The sequence below is a fragment of the Dactylosporangium sp. NPDC051087 genome (assembly GCF_055586325.1).
Genome location: NZ_JBVJIJ010000033.1, coordinates 89408 through 107575 on the forward strand (window position 1 = coordinate 89408; position 18168 = coordinate 107575).

The following is an 18168-nucleotide window of genomic DNA, read 5'->3' on the forward strand; positions in this document are numbered from 1 at the left end:
GGGCGCCGGACCTGTCCGGTCGGCGACCGACCGACCCCCGCACCGCCGGATACGGTTACCGGTCGTTGGCAGAGGCGTGGGGGACGCGATGCAGGTCAGGCTGCTCGGGCCGATCGACGTGACGCTGGCCGGAGTGGCCCGTGAGGTGCCCGGCCTGCGCCGCAAGGCCGTGCTCGCGGCGCTCGCCGTCGGCCGGGGCGAGGTCGTCAGCACCGACCGGCTCATCGACGCCGTCTGGGGTGACGACCCACCGGCGACCGCCATGAACACGTTGCAGCGGCACGTGTCGTACCTGCGGCAGGTGCTCGGCGGGCGGGACACCATCGTGGCCCGCCCGCCCGGCTACGTCCTGACGTCCCGGGAGGACGTCACCGACGTCGAGGTCGCCGAACGCCTCATCCGCGAAGGGACCGGCCAGGGTGAGCGGGCCGGCCGGGTCCGGTCGCTGCAGGCCGCGCTCGCGCTGTGGCGCGGCCGGCCGCTCGCCGACATCGTCGGTCTCACCGGGCTCGACGCGGAGGCCGAACGCCTCGACCTGCTGCGGGTGCACGCCCAGTCGGCGCTCGTCGAGTGCCGGCTGCAGCTCGGCGAGCACGCGGCGCTCGTGCCCGACCTGGAGCGGCTCACCCGCGAGCACCCCCTCGACGAGGGACTGCACGGGCAGCTGATGCTCGCGCTGTACCGGTCGGGCCGGCCGGCGGACGCGCTCAGCACGTACCAGCGGCTGCGCCAGGCCCTCGCCGGCGAGCTCGGTGTCGCCCCGGGCCAGCGCGTCCGCGACCTGGAGGCCGCCGTCCTGCGCCAGGACCCGGCCCTCGACCTGGCGGCGCCGCGGGTCGAGGCCGCGCCGCCGGCCCCGGCGCAGCTGCCCCTCGCGGTGCGCGGCTTCACCGGCCGCGCGGAGCGCGTCGCCCAGCTCGACGCGCTCGTGCAGGAGGCCGTCGCGCAGCGGTCCACCGTCGTGTGCGCCGTGTCGGGGCCGCCGGGCGTCGGCAAGACCAGCCTCGCCGTGCACTGGGCGCACCGGGTCGCCGACCGCTTCCCCGACGGCCGGCTGTACGTGAACCTGCGCGGCTTCGACCACCGCGGCGCCGTCATGGACCCGGGCGAGGCACTCAGCGGGTTCCTGCGCGCGTTCCGGGTGCCGCGGGATCAGATCCCGGCCGGGCTGGACGAGCGGGCCACCCGCTTCCGCACGGCGCTGGCCGGCAAGAAGGTGCTCATCATCCTCGACAACGCCCGCGACGCCGACCAGGTCCGTCCGCTGCTGCCCGGCGCGCCCGGCTGCCTCGTGCTCGTCACCAGCCGCAACCAGCTCACCCCGCTGGTCGCGGCCGAAGGCGCCGTGCCGATGGCGCTGGACCTGCTGACCGGCGGGGAGGCCCGGGACCTGCTCAGCCGGCGGCTCGGCGCGGCCCGTACCGCGGCGGAACCCGGCGCCGTCGCGGACATCGCCGAACGGTGCGCCCGGCTGCCGCTCGCCCTGTCGATCGTCGCGGCCCACGCGGCCACCCGCCCGCTCACGCCGTTGGCCGAGCACGCGGCGCGGCTGCGGGACACCGCCGGCGGCCTCGACGCCCTCGACGGCGGCGACACCAGCACCGATGTCCGCGCGGTGTTCTCGTGGTCCTGCGGCGCGCTCAGCGCCGCCGGTGCGCGCCTGTTCCGCCTGCTGGGGTCGCACCCCGGCCCGGACTTCGCCGCGCCGGCCGCCGCCAGCCTCGCCGGGGTCGCGGTGCCGGCGGCGCTGCCGCTGCTGCACGAGCTCGTCGAGGCGAACCTGCTCACCTCGCCGGCGCCCGGCCGGTTCCGGTTCCACGACCTGCTGCGCAGCTACGCGGCCGAGCAGGTGGACCCGGACCGTCCTGCCGGGCTGCTGCGCCTGTACGAGCACTACCTGCACACCGCGCACGCGGCCGTCATGCAGCTGGACTCCGGCCGCACGCCCGTGCCGCTGGGACGGGTCGCGCCGGGTGTCACCGTGCCGCGCGTGGACGGCGACTGGTTCGCCGCCGAGGACGCGGCGCTCATCGCCTGCGTCCTCGCCGACGTCCCCCTCGACGAGCACGTGTGGAAGCTCGCGTGGACGCTGACCACGTACCTGGAATGGGCGGGCCGCTTCGACGACCTCATCGCCACGTCCACCGTCGCCCTGCGGGCGCTGCTGCGCACCGGCGACCTCCCCGGCCGCGCCCACGTCCACCGCGACCTCGGCCGCACGTCCGCCCGCCTCGGGGACTTCTCCTCGGCGACCACGCACCTGACCGCGGCGCTCGAGCTCTTCCGGTCGCTCGGCGACACCGTCGGCGAGGCGCGGACCCACCACAACATCGGCTGGATGCTGCAGGTCCAGCAGCGCCACGAGGAGGCCCTCACCCACAGCACGCGAGCGCTCGCCCTGTTCGAGGCGGCGGGTGACGTACTGTGGCAGGCCCGCACCCTGAACGCCGCCGGCTGGCTGCACGCCCAGCTGGGCGACCACCGCCGGACGCTGGACCTCTGCGGCCGGGCCCTGCAGCTGCTGCAGGAGCTCGGCGACCGGCACGGCGAGGCGGGCACCTGGGACAGCCTCGCCGTCGCCCACGACCACCTCGGCGACCGCGCGCAGGCGACCCGCTGCTACGACAAGGCGATCCAGCTCTTCGAGCAGCTCGGCGACCGCGCCACCGCCGCCGACGTCCTCGTCGCCGCGGGCTCCCGCCACCACGCCACCGGCGACCGCGCGTCCGCCGTCGCCTCCCTGCGCCGTGCCCTGCGGCACTTCGAGGCCCTCGCCGACCCCCGCGCCGACGAGGTCACCCGGCGGCTGCGCTCACTCTGACAGTTCCGGCTCGTGCAGCTCGTAGCCCCGCTCCCGCAGCCGCTCGACGACCCGCGGCCGGGTCAGGGACAACACGTGCGTCTCGACCTCGGCGTCCCGCAACAGCTCGGCGTACGTCTGCCGCACCAGCCCGTCGACCTCGTCCCGCGGCGCGCCGGGGAACCGCTCGGCCAGGACCTCACCCTCCCGCCGCAGCGCCGTGTCGACGTCCCCCAGATGCGCGACCCCATCGTGCTCCGTCATGACCCGCACCACCCTCTCGTGTCCAACTCCCGCCGTCTGCATGCCCACCGAGGCACCTCAGCCGGTGAACCCCCGGCGAACCCCCGATGAACGCCCGCGGCGGTTGGTGGGATGCGGGTGCCGGCCGGGTGGCGACCCGGCCGGCACGCGGGCGTCAGTGGTTGGCGGTGGAGCCGAGCAGGCCGCGGATGCTCGTGGCGAGGCGGTCGAAGCGGGGGTCGGACATGACGGTGGCGTAGTCGCGTTCCGCCGGCAGGTCCACGTCGTACTCCTGCTCGATGCGGCCCGGGCGGGGGCTCATCACGACCACCCGGGTGCCGAGGAACACCGCCTCGGCGATCGAGTGGGTCACCAGGAGCACGGTCGTGGAGGTTTCCCGCCAGATGCGGTTGACCTCGGCGTTGAGCTGCTCGCGGGTCAGCGCGTCGAGGGCGCCGAACGGCTCGTCCATGAGCAGCACCGGCGGCCGGTGCAGCAGCGCCCGGCACAGCGCGACCCGTTGCTGCATCCCGCCGGACAGCTCGTGCGGCAGCGCCTGTTCGAAGCCCTGCAGGCCGGTGAGCCGGATCAGCTCGTCGGCGCGGCGGGCGGCCTCGTCGCGGGGCATGCCGCGCATCTCCGCCTGCAGCAGGATGTTCTTACGGGCGCCGCGCCATTCGAGCAGCGCGGCGCGCTGGAAGGCGAAGCCGATGTCCTTCTGCGGGCCGGTGACCGACCGGCCCTGCAGGGACACGGTGCCGCTGGTCGGGCGGATCAGGCCGGCGACGAGCTTCAGCAGCGTCGACTTGCCGCAGCCGGACGGTCCGACGATGGTGACGAACTCGCCGGGCCGCACCCGCAGCGACACGTCCTGCACTGCCGTCGTGCTGGCCTGCTTCGTGGTGAAGCGCACCGTGACCCCGTCGAGCTCGACCGCCGTGCCCGTCACCGTGGCGGCAGTCATGAGGCCGCCGTGAAGGACTGGTCCCAGTACTTCGAGGCGGTGCCCGGGTCCTTGAGGTCGGCGTTCTTCGCCATGATGTCCAGGGTCTCGGCCCACTTGCTCTCGGCGTTGGCGCCCGGCTGGCCGGAGCCCGCGTCGATCAGGGTGAGGCCCAGGTTGAGCTGCTTGGTGAGCACCTCTTTGGCGGGCTCGTTGTCGGCGAGCTCGGCCATCGCGTCCACCGCGCCGGGGACGTCCTTCGCCGCCTCCGCCCACGACTTCTGGGTGGCCCGGACGAACTTCTTGATCAGGTCGGCCTTGGCCTTGAGCGTGTCGTCGTGCACGACGATGCCGGTGCCGAGCAGGTTCATGCCCCAGTCGGCGTACAGGAGGCGGTCCATCTTCTTGCCGGTCTTCGCCTCGATGGTCGGGGACTGGTCGTGGAAGAAGCCCTGGATCGCGTCGACCTTGCCCTCGGCCAGCGCGGCGATCTTGCCGGCGGCGTCGACGTTGACGACCTTCACGTCCTTCGGGTCGACGCCGTTGGCCTTGAGCCAGGCGGGGAACGTCACGTAGATCGCGTCGCCGGGGGTGCCGCCGACGGTCTTGCCCTTCAGGTCGGCCGGCGACTTGATGTTCTTGTCGGCGAGGAACTGGATCGACGTCGGGCCCTTCTGCAGGAACACCCCGACGCTCTTGACCTTCATGCCGCTGGCGACGCTGCGGATCAGCACCGGGGTGTCGGCCCAGCCGATGTCGGTCTGCTTCTGGTCGACCGCCTTGATCACGTTGCCGGATCCGTTGCCGGGCTTGACTTCCAGGTCGATGCCCTCGGCCTTGTAGTAGCCCTTCTTCAGGCCGTAGTAGAACGGCGCGTGCTCGCCGTACGGGACCCAGTTGAGGGTCAGCGTGAGCTTCTCGGCGCCGGCGGCACCCGCGGGCTCGGCCGCCTTGTCGGAACCGCAGGCGGCGACGCCCAGGAGCAGGACGGCGGCGGCGGTACGTGCGATGAAAGACCTCATGGGCGTGTTCCTCTTCGGCGAGGGGATCAGGAGGTGGTGAGGGAGACCGGCCGGCGCCGGCTGGCGTGCCACGGGATGAGCAGCGCCTCGGCGATCTCGACGACCGCGAACAGCACGATGCCGATGGCGGACATCAGCAGCAGGTCGGCGAAGAGCATCGCCGCGTTGAGGTTGCCGTTGGCCACCTGCAGCACGTAGCCGAGGCCTTCGCTGGCGCCGACGAACTCGCCGACGACCGCGCCGGTGACCGCCAGGGTCACGGCGACCTTCAGCCCGGACATCAGGTGCGGCAGCGCGTTCGGGAAGCGGATCTTCCGGAACGTCTTCCACTGCCCCGCGCCCATCGTGGCGGACAGGTCCAGCAGCTCGGGGTCGGTGGAGCGCAGCCCGGCGACGCCGGAGATGACCACCGGGAAGAACGCGATGAGCACCGCCAGGACGATCTTCGGGGTGAGCCCGAAGCCGAACCAGACGATGAGCAGCGGCGCCACGGCGATCTTCGGGATGACCTGGGCGAAGAGCACCAGCGGGTAGACGGCCTTGTCCAGCGTGCGGGAGTAGACGATGAGCACCGCGGTGCCCAGGCCCAGCAGCGCGGCCAGGACGAAGCCCAGCACGGTCTCGTAGAACGTCACCCAGGTCTGGCGCATCAGGAACCCGAACTCGTCGCGGAAGATCGCCCAGACCTCCGACGGTGGCGGGATCAGATACGGGGCGACCAGCTCGCGCCAGGTGACGAACCACCAGACGGCGAACAGGCCGGCCAGGACCAGGGCGGGCCGCCACAGCGACGCGGTGAACCGGCGCAGGCGCACGCCGATGCGCCGTCCGGTTCGGACGCTGGGTCCGGCCGTGCTGGATATTCGGACCGAACTGGACACACTCACATCAGCACTCCGTCCGCCGGGGCAATTAGGCCGCGTTCGAGGAACCCTCCGAGCCGCGATGCCCCGCCGAAGGCAAGCGCTTTCCTGCACTTTAGGGGGTGTACCCGGTCCGGGCAAGAACAGATCGAGACCGCTCGACGACTCTATTGACGAGCCCGAATGACAGCCCTACGCTACGAGCAGTCGGCGGCCCGGGAAAGCGCGTTCCTCAAGGTGTTCGCGCTTCACATCTACTGGAGTGCCGTATGCGACGACACTTCCGCCGCGCGTGCCTCGCCACGCTCGCGGCGGTCTCGCTCATCCTGCCCATCACCGCGACGCCCGCTCACGCGGCCGCACGCTTCCGCGTGCTCGTGTTCTCCAAGACCACGAACTTCTACCACGACTCGATCCCCGCCGGCATCGCCGCGATCCAGCAGCTCGGCGCCGCGAACAACTTCGAGGTCGAGGCCACCACCGACGCGGCCGCGTTCACCGACGCGAACCTCGCCCGCTTCGACGCGCTCGTGTTCAACAACACCAACTCCACGCCCGCCGCCGGCGACCTGCTCAACGCCGCCCAGCGCACCGCGCTGCAGAACTTCGTGCGGGCCGGCAAGGGCTGGGTCGGCCTGCACGCCGCCACCGCCAGCGAACGCGACTGGACCTGGTACGAGGGACTCGTCGGCACCATCTTCGAGAACCACCCCGACTTCGGCGCCACCGGCGGCGTGTACCCCGGCCGCGTCAAGGTCCTCGACCGCGCGCACCCGTCCACGAAGAACCTGCCCGAGCTGTGGGAACGCAGCGAGGAATGGTACAACTGGATCACCAACCCGACCGGCAAGGTGCACACCCTCGCCCAGATCAAGGTCCGCGACGGCATCTCCGGCCTCAACGAGGGCGTCGATCACGCCTACTCCTGGTGCCAGAACTACGACGGCGGCCGGTCCTGGTACACCGCCGGCGGCCACAGCAGCTCCTCCTTCAGCGAACCCGCGTTCCTGGAGCACCTGCGCGGCGGCATCGAATGGGCGGCGGGTGCCGTCGCCGGCGAGTGCGGCGCCACGAAGACCGGCAACTTCCAGCGCGTCCCGCTGGTCACCCAGGACCTCGCCGACCCGTTCGAGCTGGCCGTCCTGCCCGACCGCAGGGTGCTGTACATCCAGCGCACCGGCCAGCTCAAGGCCATCAACCAGGACACCCTCGCGGTGACCACGCTGCTGGACTTCGGCTACACCCCGGACCTGCTCACCCAGTCCGACGGGCTGCTCGGCCTGACCGTCGACCCGAACTTCGCCACGAACAGGTACGCGTACCTGTTGTACACCGACAAGGTCTCCAAACAGATCAACCTCTCCCGGTACACGATCGGGACCACCAGCGCCACCGACCCGAAGGTGCTGCTGACCATCCCCACCTGGCGCGGTGAGGGCCGGGCCAACTCACACATGGGCGGCGGGCTCGCCATGGGCCGCGACGGCCTGCTGTACGCGGCGATCGGCGACAACACCGACCCGTTCGAGTCCAGCGGCTACACCCCGATCGACGAGCGCAGCGGCCGCCGCGCCTGGGACGCGCAGGGCACCGCCGGCAACACCAACGACCTGCGCGGCAAGATCCTGCGGATCCGGCCGCAGGCCGACGGCACCTACACCGTCCCGACCGGCAACCTCTTCGCGCCCGGCACCGCCAAGACCCGGCCGGAGATCTACGCGATGGGCTTCCGCAACCCGTTCCGGATCAGTGTCGACCCGCTGAGCAACGCGGTCCTCGTCGCCGACTACGGCCCGGACGCCCGCACCACCGACGCCAACCGCGGCCCCGAGGGGACCGTCGAGTTCGACCGCATCACCTCCGCCGGCAACTACGGCTGGCCGTACTGCATCGGCAACAACACCCCGTTCAACGACTACAACTTCGCCACCAGCACCGCCGGCGCGAAGTTCAACTGCGCGGCCCCGGTGAACACCTCGCCCAACAACACCGGCCTGACGAACCTGCCGGCCGCCCGCGGGGCGCTGGTCTGGTACGCCTACTCCGCCTCGACCCAGTTCCCCGAGCTCGGCACCGGCGGCGGCGGACCCATGTCCGGGCCCGTCTACGACTACGACCCCGCCAACCCGCGCACCACGAAGTTCCCCGAGTACTACGAGAACAAGTGGCTCGTGTACGAGCTGACCCGCAAATGGTTCAAGACGCTGTCGATCCACAAGACGGCGCAGACGTTCACCGACGCGCGCTTCGGCCCGACGAAGGTCGGCGACCTGCAGTCCATCAACCCGGTCTTCCCCGACTTCACCTGGGTCCAGCCGTTCGACGCCGAGTTCGGTCCCGACGGGTCGCTCTACGTCATCGACTTCGGCGCCGGCAGCGGCTCCGGACGCGGCGGCACGAACGACGGCGCGGGCATCTACCGCATCGACTACACGGCCAACGGCAGCGCCCCGGTCGCCAAGGTCACCGCGAACAAGGACTCCGGCCCGGCACCGCTCGCGGTCATCTTCTCCAGCGCCGGATCCAGTGCCGGTGTCACGTACGCCTGGGACTTCGACGGCAACGGCACCACCGACTCGACCGCGGCGAACCCGTCCTACACGTACACGACGAAGGGCCAGTTCAACGCCCGGCTGACGGTCCGCAACCCGGCCAACGGCCTCACCGCTGTGGCCACCACCCAGATCACCGCCGGCAACACCAGACCCGTCGTCACGATCAACGTGCCCAGCGGCGGGTTCGCCGACTTCGGCGACCGCATCCCGTACACGGTGACGGTCACCGACCCCGAGGACAGCTCCATCGTCTGCTCGCGGGTCGTCACCCAGAGCCTGCTCGGCCACGACACCCACGCCCACCCGCTGGACAACTACACCGGCTGCACCGGGCTGGTCGTCACCGACTCCGGCGCCGGCGACGGGCACGGCCCCGGCCAGAACCTGTACACGGTGCTCACCGCCCAGTACACCGACGGCGGCGCCACCGGCGGCGTGCCCGCGCTCACCGGCTCCACCCAGGTCCGGCTGCGCGCCAAGAGCACCGAGGCCGAACACCTCACCAGCAGCTCCGGCGTCACCGTCTTCGACCGCGCCACGGCCCGCGCCGGCAAGCGCATCGGCGACATCGACAACAACGACTGGATTCAGTACGGCAACGTCAACCTCAAGGGCATCGGCACGGTGACCGTCGGCGCCAGCAGCGTCCATGGCGGCACGATCGAGCTCCGCAACGGCTCACCGACCGGCACCCTGCTCGGCAGCGTCACCGTGCCGAGCTCCGGCAGCTACGACAACCTCATCTCGCCGACCGCCGGCATCACCAACCCGGGCAGCACCTTCAACCTGTACCTGGTGTTCAAGAACCCGGCGACGCCGCCGCCGGCCGGGACCTACCTCATGTCGGTGGACTGGCTGCGCTTCAACGGCGCCGGCGTCAAACAGGAGACCGGCGCCTCCCTCACCGCGACGGCCACCACGGCCACCGGCGGCCCGCGGACCGTCTCCTTCAGCGCCGTCGCCACCCCACCGTCAGGCCGCACCATCGCGAAGTACGAGTGGGACTTCGGCGACAACGCGGCGCTCTTCACCAGCACCAGCACCGCGACGACCAGCCACGCCTACAACCGCACCGGCGTCTTCACGGCCCGGCTGACCATCACCGACAGCGCGGGCGCACCACACGCGACCACCGTGACCATCACGGTCACCTGACCCCGCACCACTGATCGCCGGGCCGCGGGACACCACCCGCGGCCCGGCGATCGGCGCGTCAGCGCCGGCGCAGCGAGGGGTCGAGCAGCGCCGGTGGGGTGTCGAACTTCTCCTGCGGGGCGAGGTCGACGCCCGGGGCGACGATCTCGTCGACGGCGTCGAGGACATCGGCGGGCAGGACCGTGTCGGCGGCGGCGAGCTGCGACCGGAGGTGCTCGACGGTACGGGGGCCGATGATGGCGCCGGTGACGGCCGGGTGGGCGGTGACGAAGCCGAGGGCCAGCTGGATCAGCGTCAGGCCGGCCTCGTCCGCGACCTTCGACAGCCGCTCCACGGCGTCGAGGCGGGCCTGGTTGCCGGGGAGTGCGAGGTCGAAGCGCTCCGGCAGGATCGCCGAGCGGCTCGTGGTGATGTCCCGGCCGGCCCGGATCGCGCCGGACAGCCAGCCCGAGGCGAGCGGGCTCCAGGCGAGCACGCCGAGGCCGTACTCCTGCGTCACGGGCAGCACGTGGGCCTCGATGCCGCGCTGCAGGACGGAGTAGCTGGGCTGCTCGGTCACGTAGCGGCCCAGGTGACGCTCGCGGGCGGTCCATTCGGCCTGCACCAGGCGGTACGCGGGGAACGTCGACGAGCCGAAGTAGCGGATCTTGCCGGCGCGCTGGAGGTCGGTGAGGGCCGACAGGGTCTCCTCGTCGCTGGTCGCCGGGTCCCAGCGGTGGATCTGGTACAGGTCGACGTGCTCCACGCCGAGGCGGCGCAGGCTGTCCTCGAGCGCGGTGACGAGCCAGCGGCGGGACGCGCCGCGGTGGTTGCGTTCGTCGCCCATCGGCATGACGGCCTTGGTCGCGAGGACGATGTCGTCGCGGCGGCCGGCGATCGCCTTGCCGACCAGCTGCTCGGATTCGCCCTGACCGTACATGTCGGCGGTGTCGATCATGTTGATGCCACCGTCGAGTGCGGCGTCGACGATGGCGGTCGCCTCGTCCTGCGTGGTGCGCCCGATGGCGCCGAAGTTCATCGCGCCGAGCACGAGCGTGCTGACCCGCACGCCGGTGCGGCCCAGGCCGCGGTACTGCATGGCTGTTCCTCCCGGAACCTCGTTCTGGCATCCTTGAACAAACGGAACCATGTTCCGCTCTTCGAACGATACGGAACACGGTTCCGTTTGCCAAGTCTCATGAGGGAGCGACGCAGTGACCGGCAGCCCACCGCGGAAACGCGCCGACGCGCGGCGCAACGAGCAGACCCTGCTGGACGCCGCCGCGGCCGCGTTCGTCACGTCCGGCGTCGACGCGCCCGTCCGCGACATCGCCGCCCGCGCCGGGGTCGGCGTCGGCACGATCTACCGCCACTTCCCGACCCGCGCCGACCTCGTCGTCGCCGTGTACCGCCACCAGGTCGAGGCGTGCGCCGCGGCCGGCCCGGACCTGCTGGCCGCCGGCACCTCCCCGCACGCGGCCCTGGCCGCCTGGATCGACCTGTTCGTCGACTTCCTCGTCACCAAGCACGGCCTCGCCGAGGCGCTGCAGTCCGACGACGCCACGTTCGAGTCGCTGCACGCGTACTTCATCGACCGCCTGCTCCCCGTCTGCACCACCCTGGTCGACACCGCCGTCACCGCCGGCGAGATCCGCGCCGACGTGGAGCCCTTCGCCCTCATGTACGGCACCGGCAACCTCTGCATCGGTGCCGGCCGCGACCCCCGCTACGACGCCCGCCGCATGGTCGCCCTGCTCATCGCCGGCCTGCGCCTGCCACCCGCCGGATCAGCCTGACGACGACCCGCGGAAGGTGCGGCGGTAGGTGTCCGGGGGGACGCCGACGGTGCGGTGGAAGTGCCGGCGCAGGGTGGTTGCGGTGCCCAGGCCCGCGGCGGTGGCGATCGCGTCGACGCTGTGGTCGGTGGTTTCGAGGAGCTCCTGGGCGCGGCGGACGCGCTGGGTGAGCAGCCACCGCAGCGGGGTGGTGCCGGTGACGGCGTGGAAGTGCCGGGCCAGGTGGCGGGAGCTCAGGTTGGCGTGGGCCGCCAGGTCCTCGACGGTGAGCGGCTGGTCCAGCCGTCGCATCACCCAGGGCAGCAGCGCCGCGAGAGGATGATCGTCGCGGGCCGGCACCGGGGTGGCGACGTACTGCGCCTGGCCGCCGGACCGGTGCGGCGGCACGACCAGGCGGCGGGCGACCGTGTTGGCGACCGCCGGGCCGTGGTCGAGGCGGACGAGATGCAGGCACAGGTCCATCGCGGCCGCCTTGCCCGCGGACGTCAGGACCCGGCCGTTGTCGATGTACAGCACGTCAGGCTCGACCGTCACCGCGGGGTAACGCGCGGCCAGGTCGGCGGTGTGCGCCCAGTGGGTGGTCGCGCGCAGGCCGTCGAGGAGGCCGGCGGCGGCCAGGACGAACGCGCCGGTGCACAGCGAGACCACCCTCGCGCCCCGCGCGTGGGCGGCGCGGACGGCGTCGACCAGGTCCGCCGGTGGCGCCTCGGCGACGTCGGCCAGCGCCGGGACGATGACCGTGCCGGCCCGGGCCAGGTGGTCCAGGCCGTGGTCCGGCGTGAGCGCGAACCTGCCCGCCCGCACGGTGCCCGTGCCGCAGACGCTGAGGTCATACCAGGGGCCGGGCACGGCGTCCGGGGCGGCGCCGAAGACCTCGCAGGCCAGGGCGAGCTCGAAGTGCAGCATCCCGTCGGTGGCGGCGACCGCGACAGAGGCCATGTCCGAAAGTGTACGGGCAGCGTCGTTCCGGACACTGGTGAGGCCCGGTGCGGACGAGCAGGATCTCCCGTGTGGATCACATCGTCGCCGTGTACGGCGCCTCCGGGCACACAGGTCGCTTCGTCGTCGCCGAGCTGGCCGGGCGCGGGTACGTCCCGTTGCCGCTCGGCCGGGACCGGGCGAAGCTGCCGCCGCACGGCCGGGCGGCGGCGGTCGACGACCCGGCCGCGCTCGACCGGGCCCTGGCCGGGGCGGCGGCCGTCGTCAACACCGCCGGGCCGTTCGCGACGACCGCCGCGCCGCTGATCGAGGCCGCGGTGCGGGCCGGCATCCCGTACGTCGACGTGGCCGCGGAGATCGAGGCGAACCGCGACACGTTCGCGCGGTTCCGGGACGCGCCGACCGTGATCGTCCCGGCGATGGCGTTCTTCGGCGGCCTCGGCGACCTGCTCGTCACCACGGTGATGGACGGATGGAGCGCCGCGGCCGAGGTGCACGTCGCGTACGGCCTCAGCGGCTGGCACCCCACGCCCGGCACCCGGATCGCCGGCGCGGTGTCGGGGCGCCGGCGCGAGGGCCGCAGGGTCCGCTTCTCCGGCGGGCGGCTGCAGTACCACGACGAACCCCCGGCGGTGCTGTCCTGGCCGTTCCCGGCGCCGCTCGGACCGCGGGACGTCATCGGCGAGTTCAGCATGGCCGACGTCGTCACCGTCCCCAGCCACCTCGCCGTGCCGGAGGTCCGCACGTACATGACGGCGAACGCCGCCGCCGAGCTGTCCGACCCCGGTACCGCTCCCCCGGCGCCGGTCGACGCCGGCGGCCGGTCCGCCCAGACGTTCACGGTCGACGTCCTCGTCCGGCCCGGCGCGCAGGACCGTGCCGGCGGCGCACAGGACCGCCGCATCGCCGTCACCGGCCGGGACATCTACGCGGTCAGCGCACCCCTCGCCGTGGAAGCCGTCGACCGCATCCTCACCGGCCGCGTCAGGACCACGGGCGCCGCGTCGGCGGGCGCCGCCTTCGACGCCCCCGACTTCCTCCGCGCTCTGGCCCCGCATCTCACCTGAGTGAGGCCCCAGTGCATGCCTCAGTGCAGGACGTCGACCGAGCGCAGGTCGCGGTGGGCGGCGTGCACCTCGGCGACGGCGGCCAGGGCGTCGCGGCCCAGAGCCCGGTACGCGCCGGTGAGCAGGGTGAGGGCCTCGGCGCGGTACGCGTCGCTGTCCAGCCAGTGCAGCTCCCGCCCGACCGTCAGCGCGAACGCCGGCTCGCCGGCCGACAGCGCGGCGGAGGCCTCGGCGATCCAGGCGCGGGTGCGGGCCTCGTCGGTGCGGTAGGCGGCCAGCCGCGTCTCCAGGTCCCGGACGCGCGGGTCGCCGCTGCCCGGAGGGAGGACGGGACCGATGGTCACCCCGCCGGGCGGGCGGTCGGCGTCCGCCCAGCGCGGCGGGCCGTCCGCCGCGCAGGCGGCGGCGTCGGCGGGGGCGAACCAGTCCAGCGCCGCGCCGAGCGGGAACAGCTTCCAGCGCGCCGAGGGCTCGTCGCTGAGGGCGTCGTCGAGGACCCGGCGGATCTGGGCGAGGACCGTCGGCGCCTTCGCCGTCCACGTCTCCGCCGAGTCGCGCGCGTAGTTGTACGCCACGAACGACGGCAGCTCGGCCGGGTCGTCGTACCAGAGGCCGTAGTGCAGCCCGTCGGTGCCGCCGCCCAGGACGGTGACCAGCTCCGCGGGGTCGCGGCGGAAGCGGCAGTGCAGCCGCTCGTCGAGCCCGTCGCGGCCGGACCGGTCCAGGCCGCCGTCGGCGAAGTGGTCGGTGACGCCCCAGCCCGACAGGCCGAGGTACTGCAACGCCCGCCGCTCGTGCTCGTCGAGGCTGTGCAGGAACGCGGCGAGCACCGCCAGGTGCCGGGGCAGGCGCAGCCCGTACACCTGGGAGAACCGCTGCTCGACGGCGGGGAAGCGACCGGTCATGACACCGAGGGCGGCGAACCTGCGAGCCTCGCTGTCCTCGGTCGGGGCGAACATCGACTCCTCGAAGACGGCCTCGTCGAGCCCGAGCGTCTCGTGCAGCGGCGCGCCGAGGGCGGCCCGGGCGGCGCCCGGCACCTCGAGGCGGGCCAGCGCCGCGGTGAGCCGTTGCTCCGCGTCGTCGCCGAGCACGACCGACGCCGTCGGGCCGCTGTAGGTCCGCTGGTCGTAGAGCGAGACCTCGACGACGGTCCCGAGCCCGTCGACGTGCACGGGCTCGGACAGGGCGCTCAGCGTCACGCCGTCGGCGTCGAACCTGCGGTGGAGGTTGAGGCTCACGGGCGGCACTTTAAACGACGGCGAAGTTCGCCATTTCGACGACCGGGTGGTAGCCGAGGGCGGCGTAGATCTTGTTGGAGGTGGGGTTGGCCTGGTCGGTGAAGAGGCAGACCCGGTGGCCGGCGGACTGCAGGAGGTGGGAGACCTCGGCGACGGCGTTGCTGGCGTAGCCGTGGCCCCGCTCGTCCGGGGGCGTGTACACGGGGGCGATGCGGGCGACGCCGAACGACGGCGGGGTCGCGCCGACGAGGCTCACCGGGCGGCCCGCGGCGTCGAGCCAGCACCAGAGCAGGCCGGCCTCGATGCGGCGGCGGAGCTCCGGGCCGTCCGGCGGGGTGTGCGCGCCGGAGCCGCGAGGGCGGCCGGCCTGCTCGTCGGCGTCGGTCATGAACGCCGCGACCCAGGCGACGAGCAGGTCCAGGTCGTCCACGGCCGCCGCGGCGAGGCGGCCCGGCGAGGGAGCCGGCCGCACCAGCGTGCGCAGCTCGTGCAGGCGGGTGTGGAGGCGGGCCTCGGACCGGCCGCCGGCGAGGCGGGCCAGCTCGGCGGCGCACAGCGCGGCGGCGGGCAGGGCACCGTTGACCCCGAGGGTCTCCTCGCCCCGGTCGTGCAGCGCGCGGGCCAGCGCGACGGCGGCCTCGTCGGGCATCGGCAGCAGGTACAGCGGATGGGGCGCGGTCGGGGCCGTCCGCATCCCCGCGCCGACGACCCGGCCGTCGGCGGCGCGCACCGTCAGCCACCAGAAGGGCGGCCCGTCGGCGGGCAGGGTCCGGGGCTTGTGGGCGTTCGCGGTCACGACCGTGTTCAGGACCGGGTCGGCGGCGAGGTGGTCCCCGGCCACGGCGAGGAAGCGGGTCGCGTCGGTGGTGAACTCCAGAGCAACCATCCGAATAAGGTATCCGGGTGTCGATGATGTTGCTGGTACCGGCGGACCCGCTGCGACCCCGCCGGCCCGACGAACACTTCGCCGCGGAGGCCGGGGCCGCCCACGACGCGGGCCTGGCCGTCGCCGTGGTCGACCATGACGCGTTGACGAGCCCGGACGGGGCACCGCGGGCCGTGGCCCGGGTCAAGGAAAGCGGCGCTGCCGTCTACCGGGGCTGGATGCTGCGCGCGGAGCAGTACGCGGCGTTCGCCGGGGCGCTGCGGGACCGGGGTGTCACACTGCGCACGGACGCCGCGCAGTACCGGCGGGCGCACGAGCTTCCCGGCTGGTACACGGCGCTCGCGGCGGTCACCCCGGCCACGACGTGGACGGCCGGCGACGACCGGGACGCGTTCGAGCGGGCGGCCCGCGAGCTCGGGCCCGGCCCCGCGGTCCTGCGCGACTACACGAAGTCGATGAAGCACCACTGGCACGAGGCGGCGTTCGTCCCCGACCTCGCCGACGCCGAGGCCGCGTGGACGGTCGCGGCGCGGTTCCGCGAGCTGCGCGACGACGACTTCACCGGCGGGTTCGTGCTGCGCCGGTTCGAGGACCTGACGAAGGCCGAGGTCCGCACCTGGTGGGTGGGCGGCGAGTGCCGGCTCGCCGGCGCGCACCCCGACACCCCGGACGAGCTGCCGCCCGCCGACCTCGACCTGTCCGCCGTGGCGCCGCTCGTCGCCGGGCTGGGCCTGCCGTTCGTCACGGTCGACCTGGCGCTGCGGGCCGACGGCGTGTGGCGGGTCGTCGAGCTCGGCGACGGTCAGGTCAGCGACCGTCCCGCCAGCATCGACCCGGCGCCGTTCATCGCGGCGCTGGCGTGATCGTGAGCACCGGCCGGTCGGGGCCCGCGAGGACCGGGTCGGCGTCGACCCGCCAGCGCTGGTGCGGGGTCAGGCCCTGCACGGTGTCGCCGGCCCGCACGACCGGGCCCTCGATCATCCGGGCGGCGGCGGCCGCCAGGTAGGCGGCGACGGACTCCGGTGGCAGCGCGCCGCACACGCACTGCAGGTCGGGCAGGCCCAGCGGGGCGAGCCCCAGGGTGTCCAGGACCAGCCCGGCGGCCACGGTGTGCCGGCGCACGTTGACCACGCCGGGGCGCTGCGCGTCGGGTGGCGTGGCGAGCACGCTCGCCGGCCACCAGATGCCGGCCGGGCCCGTCTCGTCGGCGAGCCCGCGCACGACGGCGGTCAGCGCCCGCACCCGGTCGGCGGGGGCGAACGACGTGCCGAAGACCTCGGCGACCGTCACGGAGTGCGTGACGGCACCCATCACCTTCGCCGCGTCCTCCCAGTCGCGGGTCTGGGTGAGGTCCCGGCGGTCCTGCGAGAGCGCGGGCCGGCCGACGGACACCAGGAGCCGGATCGGGTCGGGGACGGTGAGCTCCGGGAACCCGACCATCCATGCCCCGCCGCGGCTGGTGCCGTCGGCGAGCTCGGCGGACGGCCAGTACCGCCGGATCGCGGCGACATCGGGACGCAGCCGCACCACGCCGGTGTAGCAGAGCTCCGCCGCCAGTCCAGCGCTCATCGGGGCATCATGCCACGGCCGGATCCCGCCCGCGGGTCACCGGCTCCGCACGTCCCTGAGCCGGGCCGCCGCGACCGTCTCGGGGTGGTCCGCGCCGTACAGCGCGACGCACGCCTCGACGACGGCCGCGAGCTGCACCGCCGCGTTGGTGTCGTCGCCCTGCAGCAGCATGACCCGGGCCAGCCCGGCGAGGGCCGCGACGTGCTCCGGATCCCGTGGGCCGGTGCGCTCGGCGGCGCGCGCATAGGCACCGTAGGCGCCGATCAGGTCCCGCTGCTCCCGCAGCACCATCGCCAGCTCCAAGGTCCGGCCGCCGCTCTGGTACCGCCTCCGCGCGCCCATCAGGTCACCGGCCGCGAGACTCGCGGTCGCCGGGTCGTCCGGGGCGGCCTGCCGCCGGGCCATGGTGGTGTCCGGGTGCGACGGGCCGAACAGCTCCTCGTAGAGGACCGCGACCGGCCCGTGCCGCGGCTCCGGGTCGGTCCGGGTGACACCGTTCAGCGCGGCGACGGTCTCCGGGTGCCCGGCGCCGAGCAGCCGCCGGCAGCGGTCGAGGGTGTCCCGGTACCGCTCGCCGGCCGCGGCCCGCTCCCCGTGCGTGAGCAGCGCCGCGGCGAGCCCGTTGGCGGCGGCGATGGTCGCCGGCGCGTCCTCGCCCAGGTCGCGGACGTTCAGCTCGTGCAGGCCGCGCCACACCCCGACGGCCCGGCCGGTGTCGCCGAGGGCGAGATGGGCGGCGGCGAGCCCCTCGTGCAGGTCGAACGCGAGATGGTCGCCGCGACCGACGGCCTCCTCGAAGCGCGCGACGGCCCCGGCGTGGTCGCCGCGCTCCGCCCGGTCGAGCGCGTCCTCGTACAGGTCGTGGATGGCGTCCTCGACCTGCCGCTCCGCGCGGCGGGCGCGCACCTCGCGCCACTTCAGCCAGGCGACGACGGCGGCGAGCACCGCCACCACGGCGAACACCCACGGGCCGGCGCGGTTGGCGAGCCCCGCCACGACGCACGCGAGCGGGCAGCCGAGGACGAGCACGGCAAGGGTCAGCTCGACCGCCCGGCGGGACCGCGTGCGCTCCACCGTCCCATCATCGCCACCACCGCCCCGGACATCGAC

Annotated in this window: 15 protein-coding genes; 5 read left to right on the forward strand and 10 right to left on the reverse strand. The window is 73.6% G+C overall.

The features are described 5' to 3' along the window. Positions 1 to 88 precede the first annotated feature (88 nt). A complete protein-coding gene (locus ACZ6TV_RS45055) occupies positions 89 to 2821 on the forward strand; it encodes an AfsR/SARP family transcriptional regulator (RefSeq protein ID WP_465305919.1) in 2733 nt (910 codons plus the stop codon). Here the strand turns inward: ACZ6TV_RS45055 and ACZ6TV_RS45060 are convergent. The 4 genes from ACZ6TV_RS45060 to ACZ6TV_RS45075 form a co-directional block, all read right to left on the reverse strand. After that, the gene (locus ACZ6TV_RS45060) at positions 2813 to 3064 is read right to left on the reverse strand and encodes a three-helix bundle dimerization domain-containing protein (protein ID WP_465305921.1); all 252 of its coding nucleotides are present in this window, start codon (positions 3062 to 3064) and stop codon (positions 2813 to 2815) included. The two genes, ACZ6TV_RS45055 and ACZ6TV_RS45060, sit on opposite strands and share 9 nt — an antisense overlap. 154 nt (positions 3065 to 3218) lie before the next feature. Beyond that, positions 3219 to 4007: an ABC transporter ATP-binding protein gene (locus tag ACZ6TV_RS45065; protein WP_465305923.1), complete on the reverse strand. Its 789-nt coding sequence runs from the start codon at positions 4005 to 4007 to the stop codon at positions 3219 to 3221. Then, entirely contained in the window at positions 4004 to 5008 is a 1005-nt protein-coding gene (locus ACZ6TV_RS45070) for an ABC transporter substrate-binding protein (RefSeq protein ID WP_465305925.1), read from the reverse strand. Before ACZ6TV_RS45070 ends, ACZ6TV_RS45065 begins: the two co-directional genes overlap by 4 nt. Before the next feature lie 26 nt (positions 5009 to 5034). Then, positions 5035 to 5823, reverse strand: coding sequence for an ABC transporter permease (locus ACZ6TV_RS45075; RefSeq protein WP_465305927.1), 789 nt, complete (start codon positions 5821 to 5823; stop codon positions 5035 to 5037). A gap of 317 nt (positions 5824 to 6140) precedes the next feature. Here ACZ6TV_RS45075 and ACZ6TV_RS45080 point away from each other — a divergent pair, with 317 nt between their 5' ends. Then, positions 6141 to 9581 carry a ThuA domain-containing protein gene (locus ACZ6TV_RS45080; RefSeq protein WP_465305929.1) on the forward strand — a complete coding sequence of 1147 codons (3441 nt, stop codon included), beginning with the start codon at positions 6141 to 6143 and terminating at the stop codon, positions 9579 to 9581. 58 nt (positions 9582 to 9639) lie between these two features. On the opposite strand, the gene ACZ6TV_RS45085 is transcribed toward ACZ6TV_RS45080, so the two are convergent. Beyond that, positions 9640 to 10659, reverse strand: a complete 1020-nt coding sequence (locus ACZ6TV_RS45085) for an aldo/keto reductase (RefSeq protein ID WP_465305931.1) — start codon at positions 10657 to 10659, stop codon at positions 9640 to 9642. Between the two features lie 115 nt (positions 10660 to 10774). Here ACZ6TV_RS45085 and ACZ6TV_RS45090 point away from each other — a divergent pair, with 115 nt between their 5' ends. Beyond that, on the forward strand, positions 10775 to 11356 hold the full coding sequence (locus ACZ6TV_RS45090) for a TetR/AcrR family transcriptional regulator (protein WP_465305933.1): 582 nt from the start codon (positions 10775 to 10777) through the stop codon (positions 11354 to 11356). Here the strand turns inward: ACZ6TV_RS45090 and ACZ6TV_RS45095 are convergent. Continuing rightward, complete coding sequence (locus tag ACZ6TV_RS45095) at positions 11348 to 12295, reverse strand: helix-turn-helix domain-containing protein (protein ID WP_465305935.1); 948 nt, start codon at positions 12293 to 12295, stop codon at positions 11348 to 11350. The genes ACZ6TV_RS45090 and ACZ6TV_RS45095 overlap by 9 nt on opposite strands. A 71-nt stretch (positions 12296 to 12366) precedes the next feature. Here ACZ6TV_RS45095 and ACZ6TV_RS45100 point away from each other — a divergent pair, with 71 nt between their 5' ends. Continuing rightward, the gene (locus ACZ6TV_RS45100) at positions 12367 to 13362 is read left to right on the forward strand and encodes an NAD(P)H-binding protein (RefSeq protein WP_465305937.1); all 996 of its coding nucleotides are present in this window, start codon (positions 12367 to 12369) and stop codon (positions 13360 to 13362) included. Between the two features lie 20 nt (positions 13363 to 13382). Here ACZ6TV_RS45100 and ACZ6TV_RS45105 read toward each other — a convergent pair whose 3' ends face one another. Next, positions 13383 to 14603 carry an ADP-ribosylation family protein gene (locus ACZ6TV_RS45105; RefSeq protein ID WP_465305939.1) on the reverse strand — a complete coding sequence of 407 codons (1221 nt, stop codon included), beginning with the start codon at positions 14601 to 14603 and terminating at the stop codon, positions 13383 to 13385. A gap of 10 nt (positions 14604 to 14613) precedes the next feature. Beyond that, positions 14614 to 15489, reverse strand: coding sequence for a GNAT family N-acetyltransferase (locus tag ACZ6TV_RS45110; RefSeq protein ID WP_465305941.1), 876 nt, complete (start codon positions 15487 to 15489; stop codon positions 14614 to 14616). Positions 15490 to 15512: 23 nt separating this feature from the next. On the opposite strand from ACZ6TV_RS45110, the gene ACZ6TV_RS45115 reads away from it, so the two are divergent. Beyond that, the gene (locus ACZ6TV_RS45115; protein ID WP_465305975.1) at positions 15513 to 16352 is read left to right on the forward strand and encodes an ATP-grasp domain-containing protein; all 840 of its coding nucleotides are present in this window, start codon (positions 15513 to 15515) and stop codon (positions 16350 to 16352) included. Here the strand turns inward: ACZ6TV_RS45115 and ACZ6TV_RS45120 are convergent. Together ACZ6TV_RS45120 and ACZ6TV_RS45125 are read right to left on the reverse strand one after the other, a co-directional pair. Beyond that, entirely contained in the window at positions 16333 to 17058 is a 726-nt protein-coding gene (locus ACZ6TV_RS45120; RefSeq protein ID WP_465305943.1) for a DUF4261 domain-containing protein, read from the reverse strand. The genes ACZ6TV_RS45115 and ACZ6TV_RS45120 overlap by 20 nt on opposite strands. Positions 17059 to 17094: 36 nt before the next feature. Next, complete coding sequence (locus tag ACZ6TV_RS45125) at positions 17095 to 18132, reverse strand: tetratricopeptide repeat protein (RefSeq protein ID WP_465305945.1); 1038 nt, start codon at positions 18130 to 18132, stop codon at positions 17095 to 17097. Between the last annotated feature and the right edge of the window lie 36 nt (positions 18133 to 18168).

What these genes read in the sequence shown, in the direction of transcription:
- ACZ6TV_RS45070 (WP_465305925.1), bottom strand. Translation starts at nt 5,008, where the DNA reads ATGAGGTCTTTCATCGCACGTACCGCCGCCGCCGTCCTGCTCCTGGGC.
- ACZ6TV_RS45120 (WP_465305943.1), bottom strand. Translation starts at nt 17,058, where the DNA reads ATGAGCGCTGGACTGGCGGCGGAGCTCTGCTACACCGGCGTGGTGCGG.
- ACZ6TV_RS45095 (WP_465305935.1), bottom strand. Translation starts at nt 12,295, where the DNA reads ATGGCCTCTGTCGCGGTCGCCGCCACCGACGGGATGCTGCACTTCGAG.
- ACZ6TV_RS45085 (WP_465305931.1), bottom strand. Translation starts at nt 10,659, where the DNA reads ATGCAGTACCGCGGCCTGGGCCGCACCGGCGTGCGGGTCAGCACGCTC.
- ACZ6TV_RS45080 (WP_465305929.1), top strand. Translation starts at nt 6,141, where the DNA reads ATGCGACGACACTTCCGCCGCGCGTGCCTCGCCACGCTCGCGGCGGTC.
- ACZ6TV_RS45055 (WP_465305919.1), top strand. Translation starts at nt 89, where the DNA reads ATGCAGGTCAGGCTGCTCGGGCCGATCGACGTGACGCTGGCCGGAGTG.
- ACZ6TV_RS45060 (WP_465305921.1), bottom strand. Translation starts at nt 3,064, where the DNA reads ATGACGGAGCACGATGGGGTCGCGCATCTGGGGGACGTCGACACGGCG.
- ACZ6TV_RS45110 (WP_465305941.1), bottom strand. Translation starts at nt 15,489, where the DNA reads ATGGTTGCTCTGGAGTTCACCACCGACGCGACCCGCTTCCTCGCCGTG.
- ACZ6TV_RS45115 (WP_465305975.1), top strand. Translation starts at nt 15,513, where the DNA reads ATGATGTTGCTGGTACCGGCGGACCCGCTGCGACCCCGCCGGCCCGAC.
- ACZ6TV_RS45065 (WP_465305923.1), bottom strand. Translation starts at nt 4,007, where the DNA reads ATGACTGCCGCCACGGTGACGGGCACGGCGGTCGAGCTCGACGGGGTC.